Source organism: Bradyrhizobium altum (genome assembly GCF_020889705.1).
GTDB lineage: Bacteria > Pseudomonadota > Alphaproteobacteria > Rhizobiales > Xanthobacteraceae > Bradyrhizobium > Bradyrhizobium altum.
The window spans coordinates 33,129-58,587 of the sequence record NZ_JACMYP010000008.1; the positions used below are offsets into that span (position 1 = coordinate 33,129).

23 protein-coding genes are annotated in these 25,459 nt (G+C 59.0%); 17 read left to right on the forward strand and 6 right to left on the reverse strand.

Annotated elements, in window-relative coordinates; translation table 11 throughout:
* The first annotated feature begins 61 nt into the window (after positions 1-61).
* The 3 genes from H8B02_RS04410 (at position 62) to H8B02_RS04420 (ending at position 5,379) form a co-directional block, all read left to right on the forward strand.
* On the forward strand, positions 62-982 hold the full coding sequence (locus tag H8B02_RS04410; RefSeq protein ID WP_229165041.1) for a GIY-YIG nuclease family protein: 921 nt from the start codon (positions 62-64) through the stop codon (positions 980-982).
* A gap of 330 nt (positions 983-1,312) precedes the next feature.
* Positions 1,313-3,598: an AAA family ATPase gene (locus H8B02_RS04415; protein ID WP_229165042.1), complete on the forward strand. Its 2,286-nt coding sequence runs from the start codon at positions 1,313-1,315 to the stop codon at positions 3,596-3,598.
* A gap of 14 nt (positions 3,599-3,612) precedes the next feature.
* On the forward strand, positions 3,613-5,379 hold the full coding sequence (locus tag H8B02_RS04420) for an SIR2 family protein (RefSeq protein ID WP_229165043.1): 1,767 nt from the start codon (positions 3,613-3,615) through the stop codon (positions 5,377-5,379).
* 264 nt (positions 5,380-5,643) lie between these two features.
* Here H8B02_RS04420 and H8B02_RS04425 read toward each other — a convergent pair whose 3' ends face one another.
* The 4 genes from H8B02_RS04425 to H8B02_RS04440 all read right to left on the reverse strand — a co-directional run bounded on the left by H8B02_RS04425 (position 5,644) and on the right by H8B02_RS04440 (position 9,190).
* Entirely contained in the window at positions 5,644-5,910 is a 267-nt protein-coding gene (locus H8B02_RS04425) for a hypothetical protein (protein ID WP_229165044.1), read from the reverse strand.
* 1,637 nt (positions 5,911-7,547) lie between these two features.
* On the reverse strand, positions 7,548-7,916 hold the full coding sequence (locus tag H8B02_RS04430; protein ID WP_229165045.1) for a hypothetical protein: 369 nt from the start codon (positions 7,914-7,916) through the stop codon (positions 7,548-7,550).
* A gap of 13 nt (positions 7,917-7,929) precedes the next feature.
* Positions 7,930-8,397, reverse strand: a complete 468-nt coding sequence (locus H8B02_RS04435) for a hypothetical protein (protein WP_229165046.1) — start codon at positions 8,395-8,397, stop codon at positions 7,930-7,932.
* Positions 8,398-8,743: 346 nt separating this feature from the next.
* Positions 8,744-9,190, reverse strand: a complete 447-nt coding sequence (locus tag H8B02_RS04440; protein WP_229165047.1) for a MaoC family dehydratase — start codon at positions 9,188-9,190, stop codon at positions 8,744-8,746.
* A 693-nt stretch (positions 9,191-9,883) separates the two neighbouring features.
* Here H8B02_RS04440 and H8B02_RS04445 point away from each other — a divergent pair.
* From H8B02_RS04445 to H8B02_RS04480, 8 genes are all read left to right on the forward strand, one after another.
* The gene (locus H8B02_RS04445; protein ID WP_229165048.1) at positions 9,884-10,174 is read left to right on the forward strand and encodes a hypothetical protein; all 291 of its coding nucleotides are present in this window, start codon (positions 9,884-9,886) and stop codon (positions 10,172-10,174) included.
* A gap of 10 nt (positions 10,175-10,184) precedes the next feature.
* Complete coding sequence (locus H8B02_RS48385; protein WP_229165049.1) at positions 10,185-10,769, forward strand: alcohol dehydrogenase catalytic domain-containing protein; 585 nt, start codon at positions 10,185-10,187, stop codon at positions 10,767-10,769.
* The gene (locus H8B02_RS04455) at positions 10,654-11,172 is read left to right on the forward strand and encodes a zinc-binding dehydrogenase (RefSeq protein WP_229165050.1); all 519 of its coding nucleotides are present in this window, start codon (positions 10,654-10,656) and stop codon (positions 11,170-11,172) included. The genes H8B02_RS48385 and H8B02_RS04455 overlap by 116 nt, the downstream gene beginning before the upstream one ends.
* A gap of 110 nt (positions 11,173-11,282) precedes the next feature.
* Positions 11,283-12,239 carry a D-2-hydroxyacid dehydrogenase gene (locus H8B02_RS04460; RefSeq protein WP_229165051.1) on the forward strand — a complete coding sequence of 319 codons (957 nt, stop codon included), beginning with the start codon at positions 11,283-11,285 and terminating at the stop codon, positions 12,237-12,239.
* Between the two features lie 1,107 nt (positions 12,240-13,346).
* Positions 13,347-14,615, forward strand: a complete 1,269-nt coding sequence (locus H8B02_RS04465) for a CaiB/BaiF CoA transferase family protein (RefSeq protein ID WP_229165052.1) — start codon at positions 13,347-13,349, stop codon at positions 14,613-14,615.
* Positions 14,616-14,646: 31 nt separating this feature from the next.
* Complete coding sequence (locus tag H8B02_RS04470; RefSeq protein ID WP_229165053.1) at positions 14,647-15,855, forward strand: acyl-CoA dehydrogenase family protein; 1,209 nt, start codon at positions 14,647-14,649, stop codon at positions 15,853-15,855.
* A 150-nt stretch (positions 15,856-16,005) separates the two neighbouring features.
* Positions 16,006-16,998, forward strand: a complete 993-nt coding sequence (locus tag H8B02_RS04475; RefSeq protein ID WP_229165054.1) for a 3-hydroxyacyl-CoA dehydrogenase NAD-binding domain-containing protein — start codon at positions 16,006-16,008, stop codon at positions 16,996-16,998.
* Positions 16,995-17,246, forward strand: coding sequence for a hypothetical protein (locus tag H8B02_RS04480; RefSeq protein ID WP_229165055.1), 252 nt, complete (start codon positions 16,995-16,997; stop codon positions 17,244-17,246). Before H8B02_RS04475 ends, H8B02_RS04480 begins: the two co-directional genes overlap by 4 nt.
* A 249-nt stretch (positions 17,247-17,495) precedes the next feature.
* Here the strand turns inward: H8B02_RS04480 and H8B02_RS04485 are convergent, their stop codons facing one another.
* Positions 17,496-18,425, reverse strand: a complete 930-nt coding sequence (locus tag H8B02_RS04485) for a LysR substrate-binding domain-containing protein (protein WP_229165056.1) — start codon at positions 18,423-18,425, stop codon at positions 17,496-17,498.
* A 407-nt stretch (positions 18,426-18,832) separates the two neighbouring features.
* Between H8B02_RS04485 and H8B02_RS04490 the strand changes: the two genes are divergently transcribed.
* Genes H8B02_RS04490 through H8B02_RS04505 form a run of 4 tightly spaced genes read left to right on the forward strand, consistent with a single transcriptional unit; the run spans position 18,833 to position 22,841 of the window.
* Positions 18,833-19,645, forward strand: a complete 813-nt coding sequence (locus H8B02_RS04490) for an acetoacetate decarboxylase (protein ID WP_229165057.1) — start codon at positions 18,833-18,835, stop codon at positions 19,643-19,645.
* 30 nt (positions 19,646-19,675) lie between these two features.
* On the forward strand, positions 19,676-21,679 hold the full coding sequence (locus H8B02_RS04495) for an FUSC family protein (protein WP_229165058.1): 2,004 nt from the start codon (positions 19,676-19,678) through the stop codon (positions 21,677-21,679).
* Positions 21,676-21,885 carry a DUF1656 domain-containing protein gene (locus tag H8B02_RS04500; RefSeq protein WP_229165059.1) on the forward strand — a complete coding sequence of 70 codons (210 nt, stop codon included), beginning with the start codon at positions 21,676-21,678 and terminating at the stop codon, positions 21,883-21,885. The genes H8B02_RS04495 and H8B02_RS04500 overlap by 4 nt, the downstream gene beginning before the upstream one ends.
* Before the next feature lie 2 nt (positions 21,886-21,887).
* Complete coding sequence (locus H8B02_RS04505) at positions 21,888-22,841, forward strand: efflux RND transporter periplasmic adaptor subunit (protein ID WP_229165060.1); 954 nt, start codon at positions 21,888-21,890, stop codon at positions 22,839-22,841.
* Between the two features lie 132 nt (positions 22,842-22,973).
* Here the strand turns inward: H8B02_RS04505 and H8B02_RS04510 are convergent, their stop codons facing one another.
* Positions 22,974-23,471, reverse strand: coding sequence for a winged helix-turn-helix transcriptional regulator (locus tag H8B02_RS04510; RefSeq protein WP_229165082.1), 498 nt, complete (start codon positions 23,469-23,471; stop codon positions 22,974-22,976).
* Between the two features lie 111 nt (positions 23,472-23,582).
* On the opposite strand from H8B02_RS04510, the gene H8B02_RS04515 reads away from it, so the two are divergent.
* Positions 23,583-24,209 (forward strand): cysteine hydrolase family protein, encoded by a 627-nt coding sequence (locus H8B02_RS04515; RefSeq protein WP_229165061.1) that lies wholly within the window; start codon positions 23,583-23,585, stop codon positions 24,207-24,209.
* A 91-nt stretch (positions 24,210-24,300) separates the two neighbouring features.
* Entirely contained in the window at positions 24,301-25,455 is a 1,155-nt protein-coding gene (locus H8B02_RS04520) for an MFS transporter (protein WP_229165062.1), read from the forward strand.
* Positions 25,456-25,459 lie beyond the last annotated feature (4 nt).

A 25,459-nucleotide genomic window follows, 5' to 3' on the forward strand; every position in this document is an offset into this window, starting at 1 on the left:
CGCAAGCTGGGAAAGCTTGTTGCGTTTCTAATAATTTTGTCGGGATCGACGCAGGGGCGAAATGAATATCAACCTAAAGGGACGATCGCTTGAGCTTTATTTCATCGATGGCCGGCCCGATGGAATGTTAACGGCTGAGGTCTTCAACTGGACCGGTCATGTGCTGATGACACCGCGAACCCAGATTACCGCTGCACTTGCACGGAAGGAGACCAAATTTACCGGAGTGTATCTGCTGCTCGGCGAACAGGATGGCGAACCGAAAGCGTACATCGGAGAGGGAGAAGACATCAGTGATCGGATTCGGAACCACGACACCAGGAAGGATTGGTGGAGTTCAGCGGTTCTCGTGACGTCGACCTCGAACAGCCTGAATAAGGCTCACGTCAAATATTTGGAAGCACGGCTCATCGAGGAAGCTCGAACGATCAATCGCATCAGCCTCGACAACGGCACTACGCCTACTCGACCTGGTTTGTCCGAGGCCGCCCAGGCGAATATGGAGTCATTCCTAGATTATCTAATGATGGTCCTTCCGGCGCTTCGGGTTGATATGTTCATCAAGAACACGCGCGAAAACGATCGCCCTTTGGCCTCTATCTCTCCAACCAAGAACAGCGTGGTTTTTGAGTTGAATAGTCAATACGCCGGTATCCAAGCCGCTGCATTTCTTCAAGACGGGGACTTCGTTGTTGAGAAGGGTTCCTTGACCCGAGGATCCTGGGTCGGCCAGGGGTCTGAGGGGACCACGTACGGTCGGTTGTATGCCGAGCTGGTTAAGACGGGTGTGATCGTGCCTCAGGGCCAGAACCGAGTCTTCGTTGAAAGCTATGCGTTCAAAAGCCCTAGCGCGGCGGCTGCTGTCGTTACTGGGCGTCCTGCGAATGGCACGATCGAGTGGAAGGTCAAAGGACAAGGTAAGACCTACAAGGACTGGGAGGCTGACCAGCTCGCTCTACAATCGGCCTCATCGCCTGCGTGATGACGGTTACGGGGATCCTGACGATTGCAAGCGCCTTCAGGCTGCCGCCCGGCGTGGGTCGATGCGCGCGTGCCCAGTCGAGCAGGTGCGCCAACGTCCGCTGACAAGCGCGCTATTCAAGACGGGATCGACGAACCGCATTGGTGAGCCTGGCCAGCAAGGGCCGCGCCAACTCGGCTGCGTGAAGGTCTGCCGGCCTCGCCCCACTTGGGTCGGCAGGAATTGCCAAGGCGGAGCTTTAGCTCTTATCCAATGCTACATCTATCGCTTGCGCTGATCGTATGCAACAATCATAAGTTAATCGATGCAACGAGGGGGAAGGGGCGGCGGGTGCTGTCGAAAATCATTTCAATTAAGAATGTCGGCCGTTTTAGAAATTCAGCAGGCTCGCCGAATCCGCAACTTGCAAAGCATACGTTCATTTCGGGAGCCAACGGCTTCGGCAAGACAACGATATGTTCTGTGCTTCGGTCGCTCCACACGGGCGATGGCGACCATATTGTCGGCCGGAAAACGACGGGCGTTGCGGACGACATCAGCATCGAATTGCTATTCGATGGGGCGCCGGTGCGCTTCAACAAAAAGGGCTGGAGCGAACCTAAGCCGATGTTCGCCATCTTTGATGGTGTGTTCGTCGGGGAAAACGTGCACGCGGGTGAAGTAGTCGACGTTGCGCAGAAGCGCAATCTCTACCGCATTATCGTGGGAGAGGCGGGGGTAAAGCTCGCAACCAAGGATGCTGAACTCAGTGGCGCTAGCCGGAACCTCACGGCTGAAATAACCAGCTCAACAAAAGGGCTCCAACCCTTCCTTGCTTCAGGCATGAAGGTGGATGAGTTCCTCGCAATGGCGCCGGACGCCAATATCGACGTTCAGATTGAAGCCCAGCAGACGGAAGTAACAGCGCTTCAACAGGCGGAGACGCTCAAGAAGCGAGCGCAACTTGACGAGTTGCCGGTGCCCGCCATGCCCGACGGGCTTGCAGCGCTTCTCCAAACTACGTTCGACGATATTGCGGCTGACGCCGAAGCCCTTGTCGAAAGGCATCTTGCCGTACACGGTATGTCAGAGGGCGGCGGCAACTGGATCTCCAGCGGCCTTGATCACGCCGCCAACAACTGCCCATTTTGCGGCCAAAGCATTGAAGGGCTCCCCTTAGTTGTGGCGTTCAAGGCGGTCTTTAGCGAACGCTATAGGAACCTCCGGGCGGAAATAGTCGGTTTCCGCGGAGCTGTTGCCCGGCAGCTAGGCGAGGCAGCTCTTGGCAGACTGGCAGCGGTGGCAGAGAAAAACAATGCCAGCGTCGAATTCTGGAAGCAGTACGTGAGCTGCGAGTGGGCGGGGGTGGCCGTGCCAGCCGATCTTGCAGCGGCCGCAGCCGACCTTCAGTCAAACGCACTCTCCCTGTTGGACGCGAAAGAACGCGCGCTGCTCGACCGGGTCGAACCAAGCGCTGCCTACAGCGACGCTTTGAAGGCGTATGTCGGGGCACTTGAGCAGCTGGCCAAAGCAAACGCGCAGGTGCAGGAGGCCAACCGCCTCATTGCTGAGCGCAAGGCTGGGCTTAATGCAGATGCGCTGTCATCGGCGTTAAATCAACTAGCGGTTTTGAGGTCTCAAAAGGCGAGGCACGAGCCGGCTGTTGACGAGCTGTGCCGAGCGCACTGCGATTTGGTGTTGGAAAAGAAGGAGGTTGACGACGAACGCACGGAAATTAGAGCGCAGCTCGATGAGCACACCAAAAGTGTCCTAAAACCCTATCAAAACCGTATCAACAGCCTGCTCTCGGACTTCAATGCTGGGTTCACAATTGCCGAGACCTCACATGCGTACCCTGGGGGAGTTGCGAGCTCGAGCTACCAACTCGTCATAAACGGGACGCCGATTGACATCGGCAACGCGAAGACGCCGCTCGACCAGCCAAGCTTCAAGAACACGTTGAGCGCGGGTGACCGCACGACGCTGGCGCTGGCCTTCTTCTTCGCCCATTTGGAGGCAGACCCGAGTCTAAAAGATAAGATCGTCGTTTTCGACGATCCGTTCACCAGCCAGGACAACTTTAGGCGCGGGCAGACCGTTCATGCCATCAGAAAGCTCGCGGGCAGTTGCCGGCAGCTGCTGGTGCTGTCACACGACGCCACCTTTCTCAAGCAAATATGGGGCAAATCGCCCGCGTCCGAACGAGTGAGCTTGACGCTGGCCGACCATCGTGACCTTGGCTCAAAGCTGCACGAAATTGACCTTGAGAAGGCCTGTCAGGGACGCACAGCGACGGACATCGACGATTTACAGCTGTTCTTGTCGACGGGGGCGGGCGGTCTCCTTGACGTCGTCCGCAAGATGCGGGTCGTTTTGGAAACGTACTTGCGGACGACGTATCCGAACTGCTTTCGCGAGAATGAATGGCTAGGCGACATGGTGGGCAAGATTCGCGACGGTGGGGCTTCGCACCCTGCTGCGGCCCTTTATGACGAGCTAGACCAGATCAACGACTACTCCGCTCAATATCATCACGGCGAAAACATGAGCGATAGCACGCCCGATCAAATCGACAGCACCGCGCTGACCGGTTACGTGCGCCGCACGTTGAAAATCGTCAATGCGCTGCAGGCATAGGGTAGACGATAGACATGATAGATCCCGTCACAGCTCTGGCCTTTTCCGTCTACGAGAACAAAGGGGTTTACGCGCTTCTGCTCGGCTCCGGCGTGTCGCGCGCAGCGTATGTCCCGACGGGCTGGGAAGTGACACTGGATCTGATCAAGAGGGTTGCGGCCCTCGAAGGCGTAACCAACCAGCCTGATTGGGCCAAGTGGTATGCCGACAAGTACGGTATCGAGGCTAACTACTCGACCCTTCTCGATCAGCTCGCCAGCACGCCAGATGAGCGGCGATCAATCCTGCACTCGTACATCGAGCCCACCGAGGAAGAAATTGCTGAAGGTCGCAAGGTGCCGACACGCGCACACCACGCCATAGCTCGGCTTGTGCGCGCGGGCTTCGTCCGTGTCATCATCACGACCAACTTCGACCGGTTGATGGAAAACGCGTTGAGAGAGGCTGGCATTGAGCCGACCGTCATTCAATCAGATGACGATCTGAAGGGGGCCGTCCCGCTGATCCATAGCCGCTGCTACTTGGTCAAGGTCCATGGCGATTACTTGGATACGCGCATTCGCAATACCGACCAGGAGTTAAGCGCCTACTCGCCGCCAATGGACGCCCTGCTGGACCGCATTATTGACGAACACGGCGTCATCATTTCCGGTTGGTCCGGGGACTGGGATGCGGCGTTGCGAGGCGCCATCACGCGGGCGCCCAACCGGCGCTATCCTTTGTTTTTCGCCGCACGTGGCAAGCCATCGCAGATTGCCGCCGACCTGGTGCAGCAGCGGGCCGGCAGAATCATCACGATCGAAAACGCGGACAGCTTCTTTTGTGATCTCGAAGGCAAACTGTCGGCCCAGGCGGAGCTGCAGCGCGAGAACCCGCTTAGCATCGGGCTGATGGTTGCTAGCGCCAAGAAATACCTTGGCCGACCGGAATTTCGCATCCAGCTTGACGAGCTCATCGGTAACGTGGCTTCGCGTCTCGCGAAGGCCTTGAAGGAAAAGGAGTTTGACCCCAGTGGCGGATGGTCGCCGCAACGCTATGCGCAGACCGTCGCCCGATACGAGGCGTTGAGCGAACCGCTCGCAAGAATGCTTGGCGTGCTCGGTCGATGGGGTAGCGGTAGCGAATTTGCCCAAACCGTCGAGTACATTGCGCGCTTTTCGCAAGCCGAGCCGGTTGGTGGCCTGACCGCGTTGATCTATCTGCGTACCTATCCTGCTGTCTTGCTCTTCTATGCGTATGGCATTGGGATGCTAAAGGCCCGCAGATACGGCGATCTATTCAAGCTGTTTGCGACCGTGGTGTCTCGCGAGCGAGAGCCACATCCCCTTGTCAAACAATTGCTTCTCGGCTCTTGGGAGGGCGGCGGGACCGAGTTATGGCAGACCCTGGAGGGACTAGAGAGGAGAAAGACACCACTGAGCGACCACCTCCACGACGTTCTGCCCGGCTGGTGCACGGATTTCATATTCGTGGGCGCCGAGTTCACCAGCTTGTTCGAAGAGTTCGAGCTGCTGGCCTCGCTGGCTCACCTGACGTTGGCCATCTCGCAGGAGGAACTACAAGCCGCGCTAAGCAAAACAAGAGGTCGTGACTTTGCCTGGAGCCCAATGGGTCGTGCCGGTTGGGACGGACAAACCAGGCGGCAGGTCTTCGAAAGTTGGAACGTGCCCGAGACAAACGCGGCGATCCTAAAGGCCGGGTTCGCGAACAAGTCGGCTGACTACTACAAGCTGGCGATCGACAGCCTCGGCCGGCTCGCGGAAAACATGGGCTGGCGGTAGTCGGGACGGATCGCAAAATCGCATTCGCGCTTTTGCTGCGCTACCGATGTTCGGGTGGCACGCAGCGTGCAACGTGCGCCCACGATCTGTCAAAGACGGCTCCTCACAGAAGCCGTCCTTGTTGCCTTGGCAATCAGTCCGCGTAACGCCGCATGAAACCGTCGGTCGACTGATAAGGATTGGTCGCAAAGCTTATCAGTTCGGCCCGAGGAGGCCGACCGGTCTCGGACGATAGGAGAACCACCGCGTGTCGGTCGGATGCCGTCAGAGGGGAGCCGCCACGCTGGCGACATTGTCGCTGGTGTCCTTGATGGTGCTCTTGGCATCCCCCTCTCGTTGTGTTGACACAGTCGCCCTAGCGCCTTCGCCGCCGTCCGAGACTGTGTGACGGAGTGTTCCCCGGTAGAAGTAATCGCGGCACCGAGGAAGCTGGTCGGCCGCAAATTCAAACTCGCTCACTAACGGGCTGAATCGCCCTTTTGCGGCTTCGACTGAGATATCCATCTCTTTTGCTTGTGCTTTCTCAAGCAAGCAGCACGGCTCAACGTCAAAGCGCGGACGCTCCCTGGACGTATCCTGAGCCGACGCAGCGGCTTCGAATGCCGGCGAGGGCGAGGTTTGCTCATGGTCTCTGAGAAAACTCGATGTGTCGAGGTCGAGTACTAATTTGACTGTCCGACCCGATTCAAAATGATCTTGGACATGCCGGGACAAGAGGCCTGAATTGAACCATGCGCGACCGGCTCATTGATGTGCTGGCCGGAGCGAACAACCGTAACGTGCGGTTTAATCGGCCTGCAGAACTAAAATCCAACTATTCGATGTTGGATGTGCAGACTGGGCGTGTGGTCAGAATGCGGGCCCATAACGAGAGGTGTCCCGATGAACTCCATCTTGCCCAACGAATCGTTCGATGACCGCCCGTTGTTTTCGGGACTTAGGGTTCTCGATAATGCCAGCTTCATCGCTGGTCCCACCGCAACAGTCGATTCCGGCCAGCGCGAATGCTCCGCACGAAAACGAGAACTGTTCGGAGTTAGAGCCATGATTGGAATCAGGACTTCTATTATTGCAGCGATTATGTCATTTGGCGTGATAGGCTCTGCAAGCGCCCAGTGCCCGACGTGGGCGAATGCAAATCCGGCTTTGTTTGACTCGCAATACCCCAATAGGAGTGTGTTGAACGGCTGCGAGCTAACGCCGGCAGGCAGAATGGACCTGGAACTGCCAGGCGGCGCGGCTCCCAGGTTAGGGCCTGACAGTGTTTATGGGGCGATGCTGGGCATTGCTCAACACCACAGCTTTCGGCACCGCCCGCGGTAAGGATCTGAAGATAAACCCGCCGCTCGCGAACGCTGCCGCGATTAAAAAGCCGAGTCTCATACGGAAATCCCTTTCAGATGCTCGGCATCTTCGCCGGATGCTAACGCGGGACGGTCCGGGAGCGCGTCAAAGCGGACATTGGCAGGAACGCGAAGGTCTGCGTGGCGACCGTCGACAGAAGGTCCGCCACCTCCAAGTTGACGGATCGCCGATCTTAACTACGGCGCCCAGCCTGGACCAACGCCTCGCTATCCCCGATGCCACCTTCGTGCAGGCGTCGGCGATGATGTTTTGCAGGCGCGCGCACTGACGGGAGGGCGAAGGAGCCGCGAGCACGCCGTGCCCGCCGATCGTCTCGCAGAGTGTTCTGGCAGCTAGCTGGGGTACCATTCGAGCTTCATTTCAGTGGGAGGTGATGGTGCGGTCGGAGCGCGAAGCCCGAGCGCGTACAACGGGCGGAGTGACCTCCCTGGGCGGCGTCGGATCCCCGTGGCCATGGACCGTGCCGGCGTGGGCCGCGCTGCTGGTGGTGATCGTGGCGTCGTTCAGGCCCGCGGTCCTTGCTCGGCGGGCGGTGTTCGCGACGGGAACTGGCGCGGAGCCCTAGAGGCATTGAGCACATGCAACTCTAGCACTCCTGTGCGGGTCCCCACCAGCATCCGGTTCCCTGTGGTCTCGGCTACCGCGGGATTGCTCGGATCGACCAGCAGCGCCGCGGGGCCCGGGAAGCAGCCGCCCGTTACACCCTACCACGTCGCCGTATTGAACGCAGCGTTTTGCATCACGTCAGGATTGGCTGTCACTGGCGTTCAAATCTGCCCCCCGTATTGCCGCATCTGAGAATGTTAACGTGATGGCGCCATTGCCGATGACGATCCGATGTCGATTAATCGGTCGCGCCAGATGGCTTTCCCGGCTTGCTCGACGAGAGGGGCTGTGGGCGGGCCGGGCCTTACATAGCCCGAGCCGTCCACAACCCCGGAGAATGGGGCGGGGACCGCGGCGTCGTCGAGCGGGCCCTGGGCGACCAACCGTTCGGCAGCCCTCCGTCTGAGCGCCCTCAGCAGACGTTGCACAATCGAATGCTGTCTCTTTCCAAACTCCTCGGGGTATTTCTCGCGCAGCCGGCCGACGATTGCGAGCGCCGTCAGCTGCGGCTGCTCTGCGAGCCACGCTTCGATCGCGGCAATATGCGGGTCGAGCTTGGACGGCATGCGAACTCTGGTCTTATAGGGCCGACGATTTCGCCGGTGCGTGGCACGCGGCTCGCCGACCATCGCGGTCTTGCCGAGCGTCTTCGAGGGTCGCCGCGGTCGCTGGCAGGATGCTAGTGTGAGCGGGTTGCGGGCCGCGCGCCTGTCCGGTTCGATGATCGACGCGATTGCCTAATTCCTCTTGGGTCGCGCGAATCTCCGCCAACAGCGCGACCGGATCGAGCGAGCGATACTGATCGCGGAGCCGTTTCTTCACGGCCGCGGTCACCTTGGGATGCGTCAAGGCACGCTCATAAGGCGTCGATGGGAGATGATAGCGGTTGCTCACTTCAGCCCCTTCGCGACGATACCAAGGGAGGCCAACTCGCAGTAGCGAGTCGATCCGTCCCTCCAATGCGCGCGCCAGTCGCGCCTTGGTCGGACCTTTGAACACGATTAAGGTGCGGGCAAAGGCGGCGGAGTTGATGACAATCCGTCTCATACCTTATGATCCGCCGCTTGCGTCGCATAACAGTTCTTTCAGAACTTCACCGCCGTTCGCAGACCGAATACCGAGGCATCCTTGAGGCGGACGCCCTGCATGTTGCCAAGCGTGCCCGTTGCGCGACCTCTCGGGTGACATGCGAACTGTTAATTTGGCTGCAGCGTGATCCCGCCGCGGACTTCGTGCTGCTAGACCGCAGTGATTAGCTGACTCGGATGTACCCGCTGGCCACGCCGGCCCATAGACCGCCTGGAAGTCGCGATCGAGGGCCTGCGCCCGAGGCAGCTGAAAGAGCCGGCAACGTCGACGCCACTCGCGTCGAGTTGCCTGCTGAGGCGCCTCATCACTCCGGCCGGCATGGAACGATCGTCATGGGCGTGAACGCGTACACCGCGAGGCCGTCTTGATTGTACATCGTCCATTTCATGTTCACCGTGCCTTGCGGCTTGCTCTTAGAAGGCGTGAGACTTTCGATCTCACCCTCGATATGCAGCACGTCACCGGCACGGACCGGGGCCAGCCAGCGGACGCCCCCACCAATGCCGACGATCGGATGATCTCCGAAGGGGCGCGTTTCAACTAGCAACCTCATACCAATCGAGGCCGTGTGCCATCCCGAAGCAGCAAGACCCTTGAAAAAGGTTTTTGCCGCGGCGTCTTCGTCGAGATGCATCGGTTGCGGGTCGAATTCGGCTGCAAAGCGCTTCATTTCGGGGGCGGTGATCCGAGCTTCACCGCTCTTGAACTTCATCCCGACAGCGAGATCGTCAAACCACGCGATCGTCTTCATGGGTTGATCTCCTTGAGCTACACGTTTGGACGCTTGCACGAACCGTCATGCAAATCTTTCATGGAAGCACGTGACTTGGTTGCAGTTGTACCGGTGGCGATAGCCGCGATAGAGCGCATTTTGTCAGAATGTCCGGCGGCGACCGCCTCGGACACCGTGGCGTGGCGAAGGTCCCGATAAAAGCGTCAAAATGATCTTGGGCGCGCCAGCCTTCCTCGATAAAAGTCCTACCTCCAAATGAACCGATGCGCGACAGCTCATTAGCTGCGCCGGCCGTGGTCAATATCATGAGCCGGATTTAATCAGTCTGAGGAATTAAAATCCAACTATTCGATGTTGGATTTACAGACAGCGCACGTGGTCAGAATACGGGGCCTGCAATCGGAGAGGTGTCCCGATGAACTCCTTCCTGCCAAACGAATTATTCGACGACCGCCCGTTTTTTCGCCCTACCGATTGCAGAAGGTCAGAGTGCACCCTGATCGCTGAATGCTCCGACGACGACGTCTTTGATTGGCCTGGCTACCGGATCACGGTCGTCGAGCTTTCAAAGCGCGAAGTCGACCTAGTGCAATCTTGCGCTGACCAATCCAAAGGTATTGCGAACGCCATCGTACAATGGAGATCACCTGCGCGCCTGCGCAGAGTAAGGGCGAGCCAATAAGGCCCCCACCTCGCAGAGGAGAACTGCCCATGCAATTCATGATTCTGTTCAGCCGCCATCCGGATAAGGCAACAACCCCTGCCCCTACCGAGATCAGGGAAGCGGAGTTCGAGAAAGTGCGCGGTTTCTATACCGAGGGGCTGGTTCAGCAGGTCTGGCTGCGGGGCGACGCTGGAGGAGCCTGTATGATCGTGGAAGCGCACGCGATCGATGATATCGCCCAGAAGCTTGGTGAGTTGCCGCTCGTTCGCGCTGGCTTCTTGCAGTCCCCGCTGATCGTGCCGCTAAAGCCTTATTCCGGCTTTGCGCCGCACTCGTGAGGAGTGCACAATGAAAGCGGTCGTCCTTAGGGAATTCGGTGGTCTCGAGAACTTGTCTCTGGATGACCTTCCTATCCCTCGTGTCAGTCGAGGGTCAGTTCTAATTCGTGCCGCCGCTGCGTCGGTCAATCCGGTCGATGTCAGCATCCGAAAGGGGTCCCCGTTCAGCCCGTCTCTTCCCGGGACCATCGGATGTGACGTCGCCGGAGTTGTGGAGGCCGTGGGCGAAGACGTGAGGGAATTTGCCCCAGGCGACGAGGTGTTCGGTTGCGTTGGCGGTGTTCGCGGTTCAGGCGGAACGCTCGCCCAGTACGTGCTCGCGGATGCCAGGTTGTTGGCGCAAAAGAAGAACTCTTTCCATGAAAGAGGCGGCTGCGCTGCCCCTCGTTGCGATCACGGCCCACGAAGGACTAACTCGTGGCGGCGTTTCGCCCGCACACCGCGTCCTGGTCCACGGTGGTACAGGTGGAGTCGGTCACGTGGCCATACAGCTCGCCGCGGCGTATGGCGCAAAGGTTTTTACCACGGTATCGGCGGGATCGCGCGCGACTGCATTGCGCATGGGTGCCATCGACGCGATCGACTATCGGGCTGAAACGGTGGAGGCTTACGTCAGGCGCGTCACTGGCGATGCCGGTTTCGACATCGTATTCGACACAATCGGCGGTCAACATCTCGAACAGTCATTCCGGGCTGCAAGAAATGGCGGGCAGGTCGTTTCCACCATGGCCCTGACCACGGTCAATCTCAAGGCGATGCATCTGAAAGGGTTGTCTCTGCACGTCATATTCATGCTGTTGCCACTGTTGACAGGAGAAGGCCGCGAGCGACACGGCGCAATCTTGCGTGATGTTGCTGCGTTGGCCGACGCCGGCCATCTTCAACCACTCGTCGACGAAACTCGCTTCACTCTTGCGGCCGCGACTGACGCCTACCAATATCTCGAATCGAGGGAGGCGACGGGCAAGGTCGTCATCGACATTGCGGAGGCAGCCTGATGGACGCGCACGACCCGGCTACACCGAACGCAGAACGTCAGGCGAGCGACACCCCGTCCGACATACCCGCGCTGTCCAGAGGCCCCCTGAAGTGAACAAGGCGACCGCTCATGACCAACGTTCTGGTGCTAGAAACCCACGCAGACGCATACGCAGCCAATTTGCGTGAACGATTTAGCGATCTGGAGATTCAGGTCGCGCGATCTCCAGCTGACGATCATGTCGACTATGGCAAGGTCGAGGTTCTAATCGCCTTCGGCTTGGGTGTCACGGAAGCGCTGTTCACGCGGATGCCGAACTTGAAATGGGTGCAATCGTTGGCGACCGGCGTCGATTACTTTTTGCGCAATAAAACCCTGGCTCAGGACGTTCTTCTGACTAGCGGTCGCGGTATCCACGGGCCAGCTTTGCGCGAGACCGTCCTGCATCTGATGCTCTCGATCAGCCATGACAGTAACGGCCTCGTCCGTGACAAAACTTCTCGCCGCTGGGATCGTCGCGCGTGGCCCTTACTAGCCGGCAAAACCGCAGTTGTGGTCGGCACTGGCATCGCGGGCGCCGCGATCGGTTACTTGTTGAAAGCCATGGACGTGCGGGTGATCGGCGTGAGCCAGACGCCTCGAGCGGTTCCCGGATTTGACGAGGTCGTGCCGCGACGAGAATTGCCAAAAGTTGCCGCAGCAGCGGATTACGTCATCAACGTGCTGCCTGGCGACGTGGCGAACCGCAAGATCATCGACGGTAACGTTTTTGCCCATATGAAGCCCAGCGCTTATTTCATTAATGTCGGACGAGGGGATACGGTCGACGAGCAGGCGCTGATCAGAGCTCTCAGGGAACGCGATATCGCAGGCGCAGGACTTGATGTGTTCACTACCGAGCCGTTGCCGGACGAAAGCCCGCTATGGGACCTTCCCCATGTCTTCATGAGCCCGCATATTGGAGGCCTGTTTGAGGAGTATCAGCAGATGGCCATGCCACTGATTATCCGCAACATGACCGCCTATCTTGCCGATCGCGTCGATCAGATGACGAACGTCATCGATCGCTCGGGGAAGGCCACATGACCGCATGATTGATCCACAAGTCGAGTACTCCACCGAGCTGCACCGACGCCGGCATGCGGTTCCTGGGTAACGAAGGCGCGACATTGGTGCGGATGTGATACAGGACTAAACGCAGGGGCCAAGTCGATATGAAGGTCGACCTGGCCGTTTTTCCTGTTTCGGACGTCGAACGCGCCAAACGCTTCTACCAACAGACTGGTAACAGAATCGCTTGCCATCGGGCGCTGCGTTAACTGGGCAGGTCGGGACGCATTTGAAAAATGCAACCGGCCATCGCAGGGGCGCGCGGGCTTACATCTCGTCCAGAGATACCGCTGCGTGCCAACGGACCGCGATCGAGTTTTCCAAATGGCGGCAGAAAGAGCGTGCAGACATTGGCGGAGATATTCGCCGCCGCGGAGTCGGGCTTCAATATCCTCGTGGACAATGCTGGAGCAGCCTGAGCTCATCCTTTATTGTTAAGCGTCGCCTAAGCGCTCCACCTCGCGCGCACTGCAAATCGGTTTAAAAATGGCTCAGGAGGAAGTCACGTTCGCTGCCCGAACTCAACCGGATAGTTGACATCCTCAATACGAAAACCGCAGCAGCAATAGAGCTTCTGAGTCGCCTACCGATGTGGAAACGGAGGTTTAGGTCTCTCACCCGCGTTGTTCCTGAGCGATGTGCTTATGAAAGTGCAAGCAACAGAGCGCAGCACGCCAATCCGCCAGAGAGCCTCTCAAGAAGTTTTTGTCGGGAAATAGCCATCACCACGCAGGACGTTGCGAGCATCAGGATCGAGTACCGAGTTGGGACGCTTGCCCGGGCAGGGCGCCAGCGGTGGTGCACTTTCATTCCGAACCGCAGCCTAACGTTGGACACGTCCTTCTAAATCCTGTCACACCGTGATTTCGGCGGCCGCTGTGTTCGTTGCAATTTTTGCCGAATGGATCCGTTGCCAGGAGCACTTTGCTCTCTCTGCATTTCAAGCTGGCGGTGTCGAGTTCAAGCTGCTTATTCCTCGACCGAAATTTAATCTGGCGGCCAGATTAAAATCCAACAAGTTTATGTTGGATGTGCAGATAGCGACGTGTTGAGAATGCGGCTCCATAGATGAGAGGTGCCGCGATGAAATCCATCTTGCCGAACGCAGTGTTTGATGAGCGCCCGCTGTTTTCGGGACTTAGGGTTCTCGATATCGCCAGTTTCATCGCTGGCCCTACTGCTACGACCGTGCTGTCGGATTTTGGTGCCGAAGTGGTCAAGGTAGAAGCACCCGGGATGGGGGATCCGTATCGACACACATACTTGAGCCCGCCAAATCCATCTTCGAAAGAAAACTATGCATGGCAGCTCACCAATCGCAACAAGCGAAGCTTGGTGGTGGATTTGAAGAACCCACATTCGGCGGAGGTTTTGGCTCGCCTAGTAAAGTGGGCCGACGTTCTCGTGACGAATTTTCCTCCTCGGGTGCGACAAAGGCTGGGTTTGAACTACGAAGATGTATCTTTGCTCAATCCACGTCTCATCTACGCCGATATCACCGGATATGGTGAGGTGGGACCGGAAGCGGACAAGCCCGGATACGACACGACTGCGTATTGGGCGCGTTCGGGTTTGATGCATGTCACTCGCCAAGCGTCTAGTCCGCCCGCCTTGCCGGTGCCAGGGATTGGCGACCATGCCACTGCGATCTCCCTCTACGCCGGAATCGTGAGCGGGCTTTATCGGCGCGAGCGCACCGGCAAGGGCTGCAATGTCCGCACCTCCTTGATCGCCAACGGCGTGTGGGCGACAGCCATGTGGTTGCAGGCCGCGCTGCAGGGCGCGAAGTTCAGCCACGAAATAGATCGACGCCGTCCCCCGAATGCACTCTTCAACAGTTACCGAAGCCAGGACAGTCGCTGGATCCTGCTCGCGTTCGTCCAGGAAGACAAGAACTGGCCCGTTTTTGCTCGGGCTATCGAGCGCTCCGACATGCTGTCGGATCCGAGGTTCGCTGATGCGGAGCGTCGTCACGCTAACTCCGGCGCCTTGGTGGCTGAGATCGATCGTGTGTTCGGCGGGCACCCGCTCGCGCATTGGAGGTCGGTTCTCGATGCCGCTCACCTGCCTTATGGAGCCGTGCAGGTCTGGGATGAAATCGTGAAAGATCCACAATTGCTGGCCAACCACATCCTCGTTCCGATAGCGGAAGGCGGCGGAGTGACAATGACGGTGGACAGCCCAGTGGTCATCAAGGAGTCGCCTAAGGTCGCGCCCCGCACGGCTCCCGCACTGGGCGAACACACCGACGAGGTACTGGAGGAACTAGGCTTCGATGCAGCTCAGATCGATGAGCTGCGCGCCGCCGGCGCAATCCCGCATGCCCCGCAAAGCAGCAGACTTCATGAATAAGTGAGCATCTGACAAACAAAGGAGAAAGAACATGTCAATAGTGACGAAACCCACCGCGACCGAAAAGGCGATCTTCCATTGGGATGATCCGCTGCGGTTGGACTTGCAACTGACCGACGTCGAAAGGGAAGTCCAACGGAAAGCATTCGAATACGCGCAGGGGAGTCTTCTGCCTCGCGCGCTCGAAGCACATAGGACGGAGAATTATGAGGACATCCCATCCCTGGTGAAGGAATTGGGCAGCAACGGGTTTTTAGGTATCAACCTGCACGGCTTCGGCTTCCGCGGCCTGAACCATGTCTGTTACGGCCTTGTGTCCCGCGAGCTCGAGCGGGTCGATTCCGCCTATAGAACCGTATACAGCGTTCAATCCAGCCTGGCGACCGAAGCAATCTATCTGAACGGATCAGAGGAACAGAAGGCAAGATTCCTTCCGGGTTTGGCCAGAGGTGAATTGATCGCGTGTTTTGGTCTAACCGAACCAAATCACGGCTCGGACCCAGGGTCGATGGAAACCAGGGCAACGAAGGTGTCTGGGGGCTATCAACTCAATGGACACAAGAAATGGATCGGCCTCGCAACCATTGCAGATATTCTGGTTATTTGGGCGAGGGACGAAGAGGGCATTGTCCGAGGATTTATCGTCGAAAATGGCACTCCCGGACTAAGCGCGGAGAATATTCATGGAAAGTTTTCCTTACGCGCCGCTCCGACATGCGAGTTCCGATTGGATCAAGTGTTCGTTCCCGAGACGAATGTACTTCCGAAAGCCAAGGGGTTGTCGGCGCCGTTTATGTCGCTGAACAAAGCACGATTTAGTATCGCCTGGGGAGTGATCGGTGCCGCCGAGGCATGCTGGAAAATTGCGAGAGACTACACCTTGCAACGGAAGCAATTTGGCCGACCATTGGCTGCAAACCAACTCATTCAGCGGAAGTTGGCAGATATGGAAACGCAGGTTGCCTTGATGTCGCAGGCATGCCTGAGAGTCGCAAGATTGCTCGATGAGGGTGAGTGCGCGCACGAGGTGATCAGCCTGGTCAAGCGCTACTGCGCCAAGACAGCACTTGAGATCGCATTGACGGCACGAGACATGCTCGGAGCCAATGGCATCATCGACGAGCATCACGTCATTCGGCACGTGCTGAACTTGATGGCCGTAAATACCTACGAGGGTACTGACGATGTCCACGCGCTAATCCTGGGCCGCGCTCAAACCGGGATATCCGCCTTTACCTGAGCGTGGTCGTACCGCCAACACGTATGCATACCGTGCAAGCAAAGGACGCGCGCACCCGGCGCGTCCAGTGCCACCGCCTTGTAAGTACCGAAGGGCCTCCGCGCAGCATTAGGCCCGCGGAATGAAGATTCACAATCGATGAGAGAACCTATGATGTCCAACAGCAGGGAAGTTCGAAAGATAGCAGTCGTCGGTACGGGAGTTATCGGCGCGAGCTGGGCCGCCCTGTACCTGGCGCGTGGCTTCAACGTCGTCGCGACCGATCCGGCTCCCAATGCGGAGGCCGATCTGCGTCAATATGTTGACGCCGCCTGGAAAGCGCTCGAGGTTCTCGGACTTTCGCAAAATGCCTCGAAAGATCGTCTTGAATTCACTGGCGATATGAAGCGCGCACTGGCGGACGCGGACTTTGTCCAGGAGAGCGGGCCAGAACGCCCGGATTTCAAGATCAAGCTGTTTGCGGAAATCGACGCGGCTACTCCTCCCGATTCGGTGATTGCATCGAGTTCGTCCGGGCTGACGATGAGCATCATCCAGTCTGCGTGCAAGCATCCAGAACGCTGTGTCATTGGGCACCCCTTCAATCCTCCTCACATGATTCCGTTGGTCGAGGTCGTCGCGGGCGCCAAAACCTCACCCGAAACCGTGCATCGAGCACTCGAGTTTTACAGATCGATCGGCAAAAAGGCGATCCATGTCCGAAAGGAGATGGTTGGACACGTTGCGAACCGTATCCAAGGCGCGCTGTATCGCGAGGTCGTTTACCTGATCGAGCAAGGCGTGCTCGATGTGGCTGATGCCGACGCTGCTGTAAGCTGGGGACCTGGGCTGCGTTGGGGCGTAATGGGACCCAACATGCTGTTTCACCTTGGTGGCGGTCAAGGTGGTATTCAACATTTCATGGATCACCTCTCTGGCCCGATCTCGACCTGGTGGAAAGATCTCGGGACGATCACGGAGTTTACCCCGGAGATCAGGCAAACAATCATCAGCGGAGTCCTCAAGGAAGCCGGTAGCCGCCCCTTAGAGGAACTTGAGCGCGAACGTGACACCATGCTGCTGGAATTACTTGCCGCACGCGCGAATGCTGCTCGCCGCGAAAGAAGCCAAGCGTCTTTAGCTCCAAAAGAAGAAGTTCAATGACGGCAACCAAACTCTTGTCGGCTGGATTGATCGCTGCCTTCATTTTCGCAATCTCCGCCGACGCTCACGAACACTCCGTGACCGAGCCACATGTCGTCACGAAAGGCAATGCGAGGGCCTTCTCCACCGGCCATTGGATTAGCCGCAATGCTCGCATTCCAATACCGCACGCAAGTGAACTTGCTGCACCGCCCGACGACGAGCCCGGCGGCGTTTGCGACGACGGCGACAATCCAAGGATATGTTGAAGAAGGCGTGCAGAAGAAGGAGATCGCCAGTCTCCAGCCTCGGGAGTGACGTGCGCATTTGCTGGAAAGTGAGCCGCAAGCGGTCGCTTCTTCGATCCGATCGCCACGATTTTCGAGGCCCCGTCGGGCAAGGCAAACAGCGTCGGGTCCGTCAACCCGGAGCTGATCCCGCATTGGGGGTATCCGAGGTGAAAGCTAACTCGCTGCATTCGATGGGCTCGATAACCGCCGAGTGTGGTCTCAACCGTCTCACTGCGCTTGCCGAGCTGGCCGTTTCGGTTCACGACGCCGGCCGAGGGCGGTGGCCAAGTCGATGAAGGTGCGCACGGCCGCAGAAGGCTCGGCCGCGCGGAATGCTACCGCCAGCTCCACCTTCTCAGGAAAATCTGCGAGTGGTCGGAATACAATCTCAGGGAAGCCCAACGCGCGCATGGATTCAGGTCCCAGCACCACGCCGTAACCGCCGGCGGCCATGGTGAGCGCCGTTACGAAATCGCAGACGTCATGGACCATCGTGACCGTGAAACTGCCAACGGTCGCCAGTCGTTCCAGGTAGCTTCCGAAGCCTAAGCTTTCAGTCAGCTGAGGGACGAGAAAGGGTTCATTGCCCAAGTCGGAGGCTCTTAGCGTGCGCTTGCGCGCAAGCGGATGATCGGCGGCGAGTGCAAGGCAAAGAGCTTCGCGATGAATCACTTGGGCCGCCAGCCCCGCCGCATAACTCGGTCGGGGTCGTATTAGCGCAACATCCAGGCGACCTTCGGCGAGCGCGTCGAGCTGCCGCGGTGTCTCCATGTCGGTTAGGCGAAGCTGCACCGCAGGGCGACTGCGCCGGTATTCCCGCAGCAGGCTTTGGAGAGTACGGTTCATGGCCGCCGACGTCACGTACCCGACTTCGATCTGACCAAGCTCGCCGCGCGCCGCAAGGCGCCCGACCTGCTCAGCCCTTTCCAGCTGGCGGACGGCGGCAACGGCTTCCGATAAGAAGAGCTGCCCCGCCTCGGTAAGTGACACCGCCGCCCGCTTCCGGCGATTCAGAAGACGAGCGCCGAATGCCTCCTCCAATCCCTTGATCTGTAAGCTCACCGCAGATTGCGCCACGTTCAGCCTGTCCGCGGCGCGCGCGAAGTGGAGCTCTTCCGCGACGGCGATGAAATAGCGGAGCTGGCGAGCGTCAAGCATGTGCGATTTAATCAGTCTCCTCGATCAAAATCAAACGACCTCTTGTGCAAGCAAGGTCGCGGTTTCCAGTCACAAGTTCGGTGCTCTCAAGGCCCGCTGGAAAGCTCTCGAAAGCCGCGCCACCGGTCGAAGCTGGCTGATTCATTCCAATCTCGTCGGTCGAACGCGCCGTTAGCGCGATAGTGGGATGTAGAGTAGAGCAATTTGATCAGTTTATCCGATTAAAATCCAACAATTCAATGTTGGATGTGCAGATAACGCGTGTGGTCAAAATGCGAGACGTTCAAACAAGAGATCTGCCAGCGCCAGCTCGAGATGGCCGTGAGCCTGGCATTAAGCCGAGACGCGATAGCGCCCGACAATCTTTGTGTCCACACCCACCGAATTCGAGCAACAGGAGTTCAGCTATGAAACGAACAGATGTCCAACGTCGCGCGTTCGCAATGCCGCTGACGAGCCCGGCCTACCCGATCGGACCATACCGATTTTATCATCGCGAGTTCATGATCATCACCTATCGAACCGATCCCGGGAAGTTACGCGCGCTTGTGCCTGAGCCGCTGGAGGTCGACGCGCCGGTGGTCAAGTTCGAGTTCATCCGGATGCCGGACTCCACCGGGTTCGGCGACTACACAGAAAGCGGGCAGGTGATCCCGGTAACGTTTGAAGGCCGGAAGGGGAACTACACTCATTGCATGTTCCTGGACGATCATCCGCCGATTGCCGGCGGGCGCGAACTTTGGGGATTTCCCAAGAAACTCGCGAAACCGACGCTGCAGGCTGAGCTCGATACGCTCGTGGGTACGCTCAACTACGGGCCGGTCCGGGTGGCGACCGGGACAATGGGATACAAGCACCGGATGACTGACCTTGCGGCTGTGAAAGCCTCATTGGTCGCGCCGAACTTCCTCCTCAAGATTATCCCGCACGTCGATGGAACGCCGCGCATTTGCGAGTTGGTCGAATTTAGTCTGGAAGATATCGACCTTAAGGGGGCGTGGTCCGGTCCAGCCGGCCTTACCCTGGCCTCCCACGCACTTGCTCCGGTGGCCGAATTACCGGTGCTTGAAGTCCTTTCCGCGACCCATCTCATTGCTGACTTGACGCTCGGCCTCGGCAAGGTCGTGCACGACTATCTGGCGGACACCTCTCATCGAAGGGAAAACAGACCAGACAAACCTGCGGTCGCGCAGACCGACCTACTCGAGCCAGCTCGCTAGTAGAGTTAGCCCCGACCTTGGTGAAAGGCCATGTTTGACGACGGACGGATGAAGATCGAGTTGCAGGGCGCGGGGCGTGCACTGCTCTTTGGACTACGGCTATGGGTCTCGGTCTGCCTCGCGATGTATATCGCATTCTGGCTGCAGCTCGACGAACCATCCTGGGCGGGCACAGCGGCGGCTATCGTCTGTCAGCCGACGCTCGGGGCCTCGTTGCGAAAGAGCTGGTTCCGCCTGATTGGTACCGTCGTTGGCGGTATAGCCATCGTCGGGCTGACCGGCTGTTTCCCGCAGGACCGCGTGTTCTTCTTCGTCAGTCTGGCACTATGGGGTGGAGCGTGTGCATTCATCTCTACAGTCTTGCCGAACTTTGCATCGTACGCCGCAGCTTTGGCGGGATATACCGCGGCCATCATCGCCGGCAATCAGCTTGGTGCCGTCGGTGGCTTGAACGGCGACGCATTCGTGCTTGCGTTAACCCGGGTGACAGAGATTGGCATCGGCATTGTCTCCGCCGGGGTCGTTCTTGCCGGCACGGACTTGGGCGCCGCACGCCGACGATTGGCGACGCTCGTCGCCGGCCTAGCCAACGGGATAGCGACAAACTTCATAAGAACCTTGCAGGCAGCCGGGCCGAGCCTGTTGGATATGCGGTCCAGTCGGCGGGATTTCCTCCGACGTGTCGTTGCCCTCGATCCTATAATCGATCAGGCGGTCGGGGAATCGTCCGAGATCCGCTATCACTCGCCCGTGCTGCTGCAGGCAGTCGATGGTCTGCTCGCCGTCATATCGGGGTGGCGTGCGATCGCCAATCACCTTCGCTGGCTGCCACATGATCAGGCCACGAGAGAGATGGCAATCGTGCTCCAAAGCCTTCCGCCCAAGCTAAGTTCGTTGCTCAATCAATCAGACCCCGCCCGCTGGGCGGCCAATCCTGTCGTTCTGCGTTCGGTCTGCGAAGCAGGAATCAACGAGCTAGTTGCCTTGGACGTCAAGACGCCGTCGCTGCGTCTGCTCGCAGATAAGGTAGCCGCAGCACTGGCAGGTATCGCCGACGCGCTCAACGGTTTGGCTTTGCTTGCCGGCGATCCCACGTTGCCTGTTCGCCGTTCTCGGGGAGCCTTCCACCTTCATGTCCCGGATTGGTTGCCTGCTTTGGTAAGCGGCGCGCGCACACTGCTGACGATTCTCGTCGCTGCCGCATTCTGGATACTCATCGCGTGGCCGGCTGGTGCAGAGGCCATCACCTTCGCTGCTATTTCCAGCATCCTGTTTGCTGGACGGGCGGATCAGGCTTACTTCAATGCCAGCGGCTTCGTGAAAGGAATATGCATCGCCGCCATGGCCGCAGCGGTCATCAATTTTGCCGTGCTGCCGAACCACGAGACGTTTGCTGCTTTCTGTCTCTCGATTGGCCTGTGGCTCGTCCCTTCGGGTGCCGCAGCGACACGATGGCCGAGTATCGAATTCAACTACATGGCCTCGTATTTCGTACCGCTGCTCGCGCCTACGAACCAGTTGAGCTATGATACTGTGCAGTTTTACAACGATACGCTGGCAATTCTTTCCGGCGCCGGTACAGCGGCCTTGTTCTTCTGCATCATACCGCCGCTGACGCCGGGTTTTCGAGCGCGCCGTCTGCTGGCATTGACTCTGGCTGACCTGCGTCATCTGGCGCGGGGACGGGCGTTCCACGATTGGGCGGGGCGCGTACACAGCCGGCTTTCCGCCATGCCAGGGGAGGCGACACCCCGGCAGCGCGCCCACCTGCTGGCTGCACTGTCACTTGGGACCGAAATCGTGCAGCTGCGTTCGATTGCCGCCCCGTTCGGTGTCAGTGTTGTCCTTAGAGACGCGGTCTCCGCGATTGCGGAAGGCAGGAGTTCGGTCGCCGTCACGGAGTTCCAGCGCCTCGATGAGCGGCTCGCCGCCCGCGCGGCCGACCCTGCGGCTTTGCGGGCGCGAAGCAGCATCATCGAGATCTCCGAGGTGCTGAACCAGCATGCCGTATATTTCGACGCGGTGAAGACATGAAATTCACTGAGGTGAGTCTCTTCGGAGTCTATGTCGCTCCGATTTCCCTGATGATGTCCGCCGCTTGGCTGGTGGTCGTCGCATTGCGCCGAGTCGCCGATCGGTTCGGATTGCTACGCAATGTCTGGCACCCGACGCTGGTCGTCGCAGCGACCTACAGCATCGTTTTGTGGTTTATCGTGCTGACAGCTGCAGGGTGGCGGTAGCCGTGTCACATATCGAAGCGCAAGTGACATCCGAGTTACCTGAATCGGGTCGTGACATCGACTGGCCGCGGCGACCCGATGACCGGCCGCACAGTGCCGGTCAGACTATCCTGCGGTTCGTCCTTACACTCGTCCTCGTCGGACTGGGGATCTGCGCGGGACACGCGATGTGGGGCATCTATATGGACACGCCCTGGACCCGCGATGGCACGGTCCGCGCCTATGTCGTGGCGATGGCGCCTGAAGTCGCGGGCCGCATTGTCGCGTTCCCTGTAGCTGACAATCAATATGTCCATAAGGGCGATCTGCTGCTGACGATCGAGCCAACAGATTACACGATCATGGTCCAACAGGCCGAGGCGGCGGTCGATCAGGCGCGCGCAAACGCCGAGAATGCCGAACGCGAAGCAATGCGGCGCCAGCACCTATCAGATCTCGCGACGTCTGAAGAGCAAAGAGAGTCCTACAGTGCGGCCGCGCTCACCGCGAAGGCAAATTACCGGCAAGCTCTGGCGAAGTTGACGCAGGCGCGGGTGAACCTGGGGCGAACCTCGATCCGCTCGCCGGTGAATGGGTATGTGGCCAACTTGACGACGCAGCTCGGCGACTACGCGACGGCCGGCAAGCAGATCATTTCTTTGGTAGATGCCGACTCGTTCTGGGTAGATGGCTATTTCGAGGAGACTTATCTCGGCCGCATCCACGTAGGGAATTCCGCCTGGGTAAAGCTGATAGGCCGTTCCGAGCCGTTGCAGGGACATGTCGAAAGTATCGCCCGCGGCATCGCCGTGGCGAACGCCGAGGCGGGTCCTTCAGGTCTGGCCAAGGTGAATCCGATTTACACCTGGGTACGGTTGGCACAACGGATTCCGGTACGCATCCATATCGACCGTGTGCCTGCCGGCATCGACCTGGTGGCCGGTCTGACTGCCACGATCGAAATCGACTCGAAATAGCCGATCCGGGCCGGGACGCCGCGGCCAAAACCGTTTGATGCAAACATGGACCACGAGCCAATGCCGATCGAAATTTCAGAGCCGCCAGTGGGTTGTTGGCAAGACCTGCACGTCATTTGCTGCGGACATGATTTAGCGGCTCGCCTTAAAGGTCTCCCATCGCGCCTCCCGCTCCCTCTGGTATTTGGCCGCTTGCTTGGCGATCAGATCCGCACGACGGAGCGGCTTTCCGCAGGAATCGCAGACTGGGCCGAGACCAGCCGGGTTGCCGCAGCTGCGGTGGGTAAAATTCACGGCCCGGCCTTCCTTCGGCGACTTGACCCAGGTCTCACCCCAGGCACGCAGCGCCAGCAGCACCGGGTAGAAGGCTTCGCCCTTCTCGGTCAGATGATATTGGTGGCGCAGTGGCCTCTTGTTGTAGACGCGCCGCTCTACCAGTCCGTCTGCTTCCAGTTTCTTCAGGCGAGTCGCGACCATTTGCGGCGTGGCCTCGGTTTGGGCCTGGAGCTCCTCGAAGTGGTGACTGCCCATGAACAGCTCGCGCAGCACCAGCACCGTCCAGTGGTCGCCCACCAAGGCCTCGGAGCGCGCCACGGGACAGAGCGTTTGGTCAGCCGCGTTGTCCTTCATCTTTCTCATCACGTTTTCTTCATCGCTCTTGTTACTATGATTTTCATAGCAAGATAACTAGGCATGGATGGAAATTCAATGGGCCAGCGAGGCGGCCCCAGGAGATGACCGATGCCCGAGACCACCTATCCGCGCGAGAGGACCGCGCTCCTCTTCGTCGACCCCTACAACGATTTCCTGTCCGAGGGTGGCAAGGTCTTTCCACGCATCCAGCCCATCGCTGATGAGGTCGGACTTCTCAATAACCTGCGCCAGCTAGACGGTGCGATCCGTGTAGCGGGGATCCAGGTGGTGATCGTTCCACACCGACGTTGGGAGCCGGGCGACTACGAGGACTGGGACCATCCCAACCCGACCCAGCAATCGATCATGCATCGCCACAGCTTCGCGCGCGGCGAATGGGGCGGCGAATGGCATCCTGACTTCGCGCCGAAGCCTGGCGACCTCGTCGCTCGTGAGCATTGGGGACAAAGCGGCTTCGCCAATACCGACCTGGATTTCCTGCTGAAGCAGAAGGGCATTACGCACGTGATCGTAGTCGGACTGCTCGCCAATACGTGCATCGAATCCACCGCCCGGTTCGCCATGGAGCTCGGCTATCACGTTACTTTGGTGCGGGACGCGACTGCTGCGTTCTCGCACGAAATGATGCATGCCGCCCACGAGCTGAACGGCCCCACCTATGCGCACAGCATTGTTGGCACCCAGCAACTCATCGAGGCACTGCCCAAGGCGTGATCGGACCCTCCTTCATCAGGCATTCTTCGCTATGTCAGAGAAAGCTTCCTTTACGGAGACACAAGGATTCTCGCGGCGTCAGGTCTTCCTAATGGCCCTGAGCTGCGCGCTCGCCGTCTCGACCATCTACTACCACCAACCGCTGCTGCCGCAGATGGCCTCGGCATTTGGCGTCACCGTGTCACACGGAAGCCTCATCGGCACGTTGACACAGCTCGGATATGCAATGGGCCTGCTGCTATTCGTGCCGCTCGGCGACGGCATCCAACCGCGAAAGCTGGCGTCGCTGGCGATTAGCGCGAACGCAGTTGCGCTCATCGCCTGCGCAGTGGCGCCGACGTTCTCCCTGTTGGCCGGATGCAGCTTTCTTGTCGGAATGACCGCGGTCACCGCACAGATTATCATTCCGGCGGTCTCGGGCCAAACAACGCCGGAGAGGCGAGGGCGCGTCGTCGGTTCGCTATTGGGCGGCCTCTCGTCGGGCGTCCTGCTGGCGCGCACGGTCAGTGGCGTCGTCGGCGCCCACCTGGGCTGGCGCGCAATCTTCGTGTTCGCGTCGGCCGCCGATCTGGCGCTGTTGGTCATCATCATCCGATACCTGCCCTTGTCGGAAGTCCTGAGCACGATCCGATACCGCAACCTGATGCGTTCGCTGACCGTGCTGATAGGTGAGGAACGACTGCTGCGTATCTCAGCGGCGACGAGCTTTCTTCTGTTCGCAGCCTTCAGTGCGCTTTGGACAACACTTGCCGCGCTTCTGGCGCGACCACCCTACGAGTTTGGTCCTGCTGCCATCGGGGCATTCGGACTCGTTGGAGCTCTGGGCCTCGCAGTGTCTCCACAGGTCGGAGCGGTCGCCGATCGGATCGGCGCCCGTAATATGGCTTCGTTCGGCGCGATCACCGTGACCATAGCCTTCGCTTTTGTCGCGGCGGGGGGTTTTAGCCTCTCCTGCCTGATTCTCGGCATGGTTCTCCTCGACCTTGGTAATCGTGCCGCACTCGTCGCCAACCAGACGCGGATTTACGCTCTGCGTCCGGAGGCCCGCAGCCGGCTGAACACGGTGCTTATGGTGTCCTACTTCCTCGGCGGGGCGAGCGGTGCCGTGCTTGGTGGCCTTGGCGCTCATTTTGAATCCTGGATCGGTCTCGCGGCAGTCGGCGCCACGCTGTCACTTGCGGCCGTAGCAGTGAATGCACTTTCGTATAGACAAACCAGCCCAGCACTTACCGAAGAACGAGCATAAAAGG